7 protein-coding genes are annotated in these 7,128 nt (G+C 47.5%); 3 read left to right on the plus strand and 4 right to left on the minus strand.

Going from position 1 to position 7,128, the window contains the following annotated elements:
- Positions 1-27: 27 nt before the first annotated feature.
- The 4 genes from AAC599_RS19145 to AAC599_RS19160 all read right to left on the minus strand — a co-directional run bounded on the left by AAC599_RS19145 (position 28) and on the right by AAC599_RS19160 (position 3,730).
- Positions 28-810, minus strand: coding sequence for an enoyl-CoA hydratase-related protein (locus AAC599_RS19145; protein ID WP_340152000.1), 783 nt, complete (start codon positions 808-810; stop codon positions 28-30).
- A 54-nt stretch (positions 811-864) separates the two neighbouring features.
- Entirely contained in the window at positions 865-1,626 is a 762-nt protein-coding gene (locus AAC599_RS19150; RefSeq protein ID WP_340152001.1) for an enoyl-CoA hydratase/isomerase family protein, read from the minus strand.
- A gap of 68 nt (positions 1,627-1,694) precedes the next feature.
- Entirely contained in the window at positions 1,695-2,489 is a 795-nt protein-coding gene (locus tag AAC599_RS19155; RefSeq protein WP_340152002.1) for an SDR family oxidoreductase, read from the minus strand.
- Between the two features lie 62 nt (positions 2,490-2,551).
- On the minus strand, positions 2,552-3,730 hold the full coding sequence (locus AAC599_RS19160; protein WP_340152003.1) for a CoA transferase: 1,179 nt from the start codon (positions 3,728-3,730) through the stop codon (positions 2,552-2,554).
- Positions 3,731-4,135: 405 nt separating this feature from the next.
- On the opposite strand from AAC599_RS19160, the gene AAC599_RS19165 reads away from it, so the two are divergent.
- The 3 genes from AAC599_RS19165 to AAC599_RS19175 all read left to right on the plus strand — a co-directional run.
- On the plus strand, positions 4,136-4,642 hold the full coding sequence (locus AAC599_RS19165) for a TRAP transporter small permease (protein ID WP_340152004.1): 507 nt from the start codon (positions 4,136-4,138) through the stop codon (positions 4,640-4,642).
- Between the two features lies 1 nt (position 4,643).
- The gene (locus AAC599_RS19170; RefSeq protein WP_340152005.1) at positions 4,644-5,936 is read left to right on the plus strand and encodes a TRAP transporter large permease; all 1,293 of its coding nucleotides are present in this window, start codon (positions 4,644-4,646) and stop codon (positions 5,934-5,936) included.
- Positions 5,937-6,717: 781 nt separating this feature from the next.
- A partial coding sequence (locus AAC599_RS19175; RefSeq protein WP_340152006.1) for an IS110 family transposase occupies positions 6,718-7,128 on the plus strand: 411 nt, incomplete at its 3' end.

The following is a 7,128-nucleotide window of genomic DNA, read 5'->3' on the forward strand; positions in this document are numbered from 1 at the left end:
TATCCGGATAGTTTGTTAATTCAAGGATTACTTCCGACGACGCGCCTGAAATGCAGCTACCCGCTCCTTGAATGCCAGGCTGTCTTCGAGAATGGCCATATGAGACGAAATCATGTCGAGATGTGAATCCAGCGTTGTTGAAAAACCTTGAATTGCCGCACGCTTCATCATCCGAACTGCTTCCGTTGGCTGTTTCGCAATTCGTTCCGCAAATTTCACCGCTTCGGCGAGTGCCTGTCCGTCATCCACTACCCTTGAAACCATGCCAATTTGCACAGCCTCTTCACCGCTTACCACATCGCCTGTCCAGAGCAATTCCAGCGCCTTGGAGAGACCAACAAGTCGTGGCAGAAAATATGACCCGCCATCACCGGCGATTAGTCCCATGGCAATATATGATTCAGCAAAAGCCGCAGAGCGATCCGCGATACGAATGTCACACATCAGCGCCATATCTAGCCCGGCTCCCCTTGCAGTACCGTTTAGCGCTGCAATTATCGGAATGTCCATACTATGCACTTGGCGCATAACCCGATAGACATTGTCATAAAGAAACGATTTGCGTTCCGACATATTCATTGTGAGAAAGCTATCCAGCTCATCCATATCACCGCCGGCGCAAAACGCTTTTCCTGCGCCGGTCAGGACCATGGCACGTATATTTTTGTCCGCCGCGATATCTATCAACGTATCAGCCCACAGGTTGACCATTTCCCGATTAAACGCATTAAACTGATCGGGTCTGTTCAATGTCAGTATGGCGACACCTGTTTTATTGTTTTTCTCAAGCAGAATGCTTTTTTCCGTCATTACATGTCCTCATGCTGAAATTTACACCAACACCCAATCATATTATCCGCTCCGTCAGGCATCTGTCTTCTGCATAAAGCGGGCAATGCGTATTTTTGCCTCGCCGCCTGCGACCAGTTTTTCAATACCAGTGATTTCCAGCGCGAAACCGTCAGTATCGGTCGCGCCCTGCCCTGCAATACAGCCCTTGACAATACTAAGGGCTTCCCGTGGCATTGCAGCAATACGTCCGGCAATATCCGCCAACTCCATTTTAGACTGGCCATTTTCCCACAGCATTTCAACCAAATTAACGCGGTGCGCTTCCGCTGCGGAAAGAACGTCCCCCGCTAGCATTATTCGTGTTGCCACCCCGCGGCCGCAATGCCGAGTCAGCCGCTGTGTACCTCCTGCTGCAGGGAGCAATCCAACCTTGAGTTCCGGCAGGCCAAATTTCGCCTCTTCCGTTGCAATTCGCAGATCACAAGAAAGAGCGAGTTCCAATCCACCGCCCAGCGCAGCGCCCTCTATGAATGCAATGGTGACACCGGGAAGTTTTTCAAACCGTTTCATAAGCTGCTGAATACGTTGTGCATAGACCGCCACTCTCTTGGCGGCCCCTTCTTCATTCATCCAGGACAACATGCCCGCTAAATCACCACCTGCCGAAAATACCTTAAGATCGCTACGAATAATTACGACGTTCCAGTCGTCGCGCGTCTCCAGATCGTCCACCAACAGCTCTAATTTCTCGACGAAAACAAGTGTCAGCGCATTAACGGGCTCGTTGCGCATTGTGACCGTCGCGACGCGGTCTTCCACAGAAAAGTCAAACATAAAATATCTTTCGATCCGCGAAAATAAGAATTAGTAATCCGTCAGGCAATGTGCCGCCGAATTCCGAGTTACATCATTGTATAGCCGCCGCTCACGCTCAATGTCTGGCCCGTAACAAAACTGGAGGCATCGGAAGCCATGAACAATACGGCAGAAGCAATATCGCCAGGCTTGCCTATACGCCGCAAAGGATATGCCTTCGAAATACGCTCTCGCATTTCTGGCGTATTCCATTCCTTCATCTCATTGATCCAGATACTGTTTTCGCTTAACTCTTCCGTCGAATCCGGCATTGTGGTGCCCGGGCATACAACATTAAAACGGACACCAAAGCGGCCATTTTCACGCGCCAGCGACTTCATCAGCGCGATAACACCAGCCTTACATGCACCATAGACTGCCTCGCGAAATTCACCCATACGGCCAGCATCTGAGCCGATGCTGACAACCGAGCCGCCACCATTCTTGATCATCCCGTCAAGTACAGCCCTCGTACAATTGATTGTACCCCATAAATTAAGATCTATTTCCCGCTGCCATTCCTCACGAGTCTTCTCCGTGAAGACCGCGTCGCGTGTCCACCCAACATTATTGACCAAGACGTCTATCTTGCCGTGGCGCTCTTCCACCTCTGACACAAGCGCCTGCACGTTATCCCAATTGGAGACATCTGTTTTCACTGTGTGGGCAGATGCAGCGCCGAGTTCAATTGCTTTTTCCGCGACCTTTTTTGCCTGCACATCGTCAAGATCCGCGATGGTCAAATCTACGCCCTCAGTTGCAAAGGCGAGACTTATACTGCGCCCAATATTCGACGCCCCGCCGGTGACGATGACACTTTTCTTGTTCAACTGAATATCCATTTATTTATTTCCTATATTGTTTTTGCTGAGGCGAATGGGACCTAAAAGAGGCAATTCTCCTATTATTTCCGGCTTTTACGCCAAGCATTCGGCAGCACGTTTCCGTTTTCATCGATAACATCGTCGGTATGCTCGCCGAGCATTGGTGGAGGGACTTCATAACGGGTGTTACATCCTGAAATATTAATGGGATTTGCGAGCACTTTGATTGTCCCGATCTGTGAATGGTTAACATTCACAACCATATCATTACGAACCTCCGGATCGCTGAACACTTCATCCAATGTTCGTACAGGCGCAAACAGCACACCGGATTTTTCAAAACGATCAAGCCATTCACTTAATGGCTTCGTAGCGATAATACGTGCGAGCCATTCGTCAACAGCATCCCGATTATCGTTCCGCAAAGCATTCGTTAAAAACCTTGGGTCATCAGCTAGTTCCGGGTCGGCCAATGCATCGGTAAGCGTATGCCAGAATTTTTCCTGATGTGCGATGATCTGAATTTGTCGGTTATCGGACGTAGTATAGCTGTCACAGGGAACAATCTGATAATGCTTGTTACCTATTCGGGCAGGTGTTTTGCCTGTCTTAAAATAATAACCTTCACGCGGGATCATACCAAATATGGCAGCGTCCATCATGGACATATCCACGCGACCGCCTTCACCGGTCAGCTCACGACGATGCAACGCTGCCAAAATGCCGATGGTAGCAAGCGTGGGTGAGAAAATATCGACAAACGGGAAACCAGTACGTAGTGGTCCAGATTCCTCCGACCCATTTAGTTGCATCAAGCCTGAAAGAGCCTGAATAACCTGATCAAGTGCCGGACGTTTGGCGTATTTACTGTTCGGACGAAATCCTGCAACTGCGCAAAAAATAAGACCCGGATTGCTTCGAGACAATTCATCATATCCCAGCCCGAGCTTATCCATCGTACCGGGGCGAAAGTTCTCAACAACAATATCTGCCTGAGCTGCCAGATCCAGTGCGGCCCGCTTACCAGCAGCACTCTTTAAATCTAGGACAACACTTCGCTTATTACGACTTAAACTGAGAGAGGCTTCGCTTTCCAACAACCCCTCAACGGAGGTATTTCCCGTGCGCCGCATGGCATCACCTTCAGGGGGTTCGATTTTAATGACGTCTGCCCCCAGATCGCCTAGCAACATGGTTGAAAACGCGCCAGCGATCAATTGAGTAAAATCGAGTACTCGTATTCCTTCAAGCGGTAACATTGGACCTCCTAATTTTTGACCATAAATGGCGGCATTTCCGGGTCGTAAGCAGCGGATGACAGTTACTCATATTTTTATAGCATTGGCGCCATGTTTCCGCCTTGCCATATAAGATACTATCTGTATAGTATGTATAATGTCAACGATATAAACGTTAGAGTGTACACTAAAATTTAGTTATTACACCCATCGCAAAAAAGTGTACCCATACGTAAGTTTAAGGTATTTGAATTCCCAAGGCTGAAAACTGTTAAAAAACTAATAAGCGAGAGGAATTTGCCTTTATGGCATGAATATAGGGAGATACCATGATGAACATAAACTCAGCAACTTTTAACTCGACAGGGCTTTGTTAGTGACATGGTTGTAATAAAATTCGCCAATGCATTGAGATGGATAATAAATTTGATCCATCTCTTCGCGTCTTTTGTTGCGTTACCAACTCTCACCTTGGTAATCGCGGCTGACGTCACGATGCGTTACTTTGTCAATCGGCCTATTCTCGGTGCCGTAGAAGCGAGCCAATTTCTTCTTCTTCTTGTCTTCACATTGGGCCTTAATTTCACGACATTAACTGAAAAGCATATCCGTATGGATCTGCTTTTCGACATGATGCCGAGACGAATGCAACTCGGCATAGAGATCCTTTCCATGTTCTGTGGAATAGTCCTGTTCGGCGCGCTCGCACGTCAGTCATTCGATGACTACCGCTTTTCCATCATGATCTCGGATGCAACCGAAGAACTCAACATTCCTGTATGGCCGTTCCAGTTTATCATGCTGGTCGTCTTTTCCCTGCTATGCGTCCAATTGGTCGTTACAACCCTACTAAAACTGATGCCTACACCAGAAAATTCAAAAACCCGCAAATCGGCACGACCAAAATCCCTTGAAGAAACAGGAGTAAAATAAAATGGAGCCTATTGTCATTGGCTATATTGGTCTTGCCGTCATGATTGGTTTGATTTTTTTGGGCGTTCCCATTGCGTTTGCCCTGGGAACGGTCGGTATTGGCGGGATCGTTGTGGTTATGGGCGTTCAACAAGCACTGAGCCAGTCCACACTAGTATACTTTCATGAAGGTACGAATTTCGTTCTCATTGCTATTCCGATGTTCATGCTAATGGGGAATATTGCTAATCATACTGGAATTGCCGCTGGCCTATTTAGAGCAACCGCCAATACACTTGGGCGGTTTCCAGGTGGGCTGGCAATAGCCTCCGTTTTCGGCTGCGCCGGGTTTGGTGCCATCTCGGGATCAAGTACCGCAACTGTCCTGACGATGGGTCGTATCGTTATGCCGGAACTAAAACGATATGGCTACGACCAGGAACTGGGAGCCGGCGCATTGTCGGCCGCCGGCACGTTAGGTATTCTCATACCACCGAGCCTCATTCTCATTTTTTATGGTGTTCTAACCGAAAACTCAATCGGCGATCTGTTTATTGCCGGCATCGTTCCTGGTTTATTAACCGTAGCCCTTTTCAGCGCGCTAGTAATTGCCATTGCAGTAATCAGCCCTAAAAAGGCACCCCCGATACCAAAGCCTGACGCGAAAGAAACCGTCTTTTCTCTTATCGAGGCATTACCAATTCTTGCCCTATTTGCCCTTATTATCGGCGGTATTTATTTAGGTGCCTTCACGCCAACGGAAGCCTCCGGTATTGCAGTCGTTGGCGTAACTTTCTATGGTCTAATTTCGCGAAAACTGACGTGGGCGGCAATGCGAGAAGCGCTGACGGAAACCATCACCACAAGCGCAATGCTGTTCACAATCATCCTGTCTGGCTATATCGTCACCCGCTTTATTGCGGTAACCGGTATTACCGAAAACATGATCAATTTTGTACAGGCGATGAATCTGGGGCCGTATGAGTTTATTATTGTCATCACGGTGATATATTTGATTTTGGGATGCGCACTTGACGTTTTTGCCATGTTGATCCTGACCGTTCCCTTTATCTATCCAATCATTCTGCATTACGGAATAGACCCAATTTGGTTCGGCATTTATATCGTCGTAATGGCCGAAATTGCTCTGATTACGCCGCCATTGGGGCTTAATATTTTCGTCATGAACTCCATCGCACCGGATATAACGCTGATGAGAATTTTCAAGGGAGTTATGCCGTTTGTGCTTATCGAGCTGATGGTTGTTGCTTTGCTAACCGCGTTCCCTATCATCGCGCTTTATCTGGTCAAATAACCGGCGTTTATGTAGGATTAACAGGGCGCTTTCAGGCGAATACGGCCACGCCTCTTTTTGGTGTAGAATGGCACTAAAATGCCTCTATTATGACCCGTTAAGTTGCTGCCACTCAGCAAGAGCAACGTCACGTTGAACTTTAATGTGGTACTTTAGTTGAGATAGCGTTCCGTGTTGAAGTGATTATGGACTGATGCGTGAATAGAAACGAATTTCTGTAAACTTTGCAGACGCGTAAACTATAGCATTGCATATTCTCGCCGTCGAAAAGGAAGATGAGAATTTTTGCAACGATTGTTCAACCAGCAACCCGTTTCCTGGATCATTTCGTTTCCAATCAAGTTCATCGAGGCACGTTACGAAAATAATCTATATGTGACAATGACACGAGGTTTCTCATACCGTTTCATTGTTTTCATAAGGAAAATCAGGGCTGGCCCACAAGCCAATCTAGGTTCGTTCATCAGATTTGGGCTTGATCCGCGGATCACCATACCGGTCTGCGGCTTCTGAAATAGCCGCAATTCCATAACTCGCAGACGACTGCATTCAATCACTTCAAATGCCTTAAAAGACTTCTTGCATTATCAGCGGCAACCACTGAAGGGCCAGCGGTCATATGCACCGCGAAAACAGCCCGGACACATAATCGCAACCCTCTTCGATCAGGATTATCTCAATTTATCTCTTGCAAAACCGGAGCCAATGGTATGAACACCCGCCCTTGAGTTTTATGGCATCCTCGAGTGTGGGTATAACCCATATTTAAAGGAGAACAGAAATGGCCTTGACTCGTATTGGATTGGATTTAGCAAAGAATGTTTTTGAAGTTCATGGCGTTGATGAGCGGGATAAAACGGTTCTAAGAAAAACTCTGCGACGTGATCAGGTTGGTATTTTTTTCGCCAATATACCGCCCTGCCTGGTTGCCATGGAAGCATGCTCTGGCGCGCATTATTGGGCTCGCGAGATTGCTGACTTGGGCCATGCAACCCGTTTAATCAGTCCTCAATTTGTCAAACCTTATGTCAAAACAAACAAGAGCGACCCGAATGATGCAGGAGCAATATGCGAGGCGGCCAGTCGACCCAGCATGCGTTTTGTTACAATTAAAACCGGTGAACAATTGAGTATTCAGGCGACGCATCGGGTTCGCACGCGACTGGTCGAAAATCGAACCGCACTGGTCAAT

Origin of the sequence: uncultured Sneathiella sp. (assembly GCF_963976355.1) — a bacterium.
Taxonomy (GTDB): Bacteria; Pseudomonadota; Alphaproteobacteria; order Sneathiellales; family Sneathiellaceae; genus Sneathiella.

What these genes read in the sequence shown, in the direction of transcription:
- AAC599_RS19155 (WP_340152002.1), bottom strand. Translation starts at nt 2,489, where the DNA reads ATGGATATTCAGTTGAACAAGAAAAGTGTCATCGTCACCGGCGGGGCG.
- AAC599_RS19150 (WP_340152001.1), bottom strand. Translation starts at nt 1,626, where the DNA reads ATGTTTGACTTTTCTGTGGAAGACCGCGTCGCGACGGTCACAATGCGC.
- AAC599_RS19170 (WP_340152005.1), top strand. Translation starts at nt 4,644, where the DNA reads ATGGAGCCTATTGTCATTGGCTATATTGGTCTTGCCGTCATGATTGGT.
- AAC599_RS19145 (WP_340152000.1), bottom strand. Translation starts at nt 810, where the DNA reads ATGACGGAAAAAAGCATTCTGCTTGAGAAAAACAATAAAACAGGTGTC.
- AAC599_RS19160 (WP_340152003.1), bottom strand. Translation starts at nt 3,730, where the DNA reads ATGTTACCGCTTGAAGGAATACGAGTACTCGATTTTACTCAATTGATC.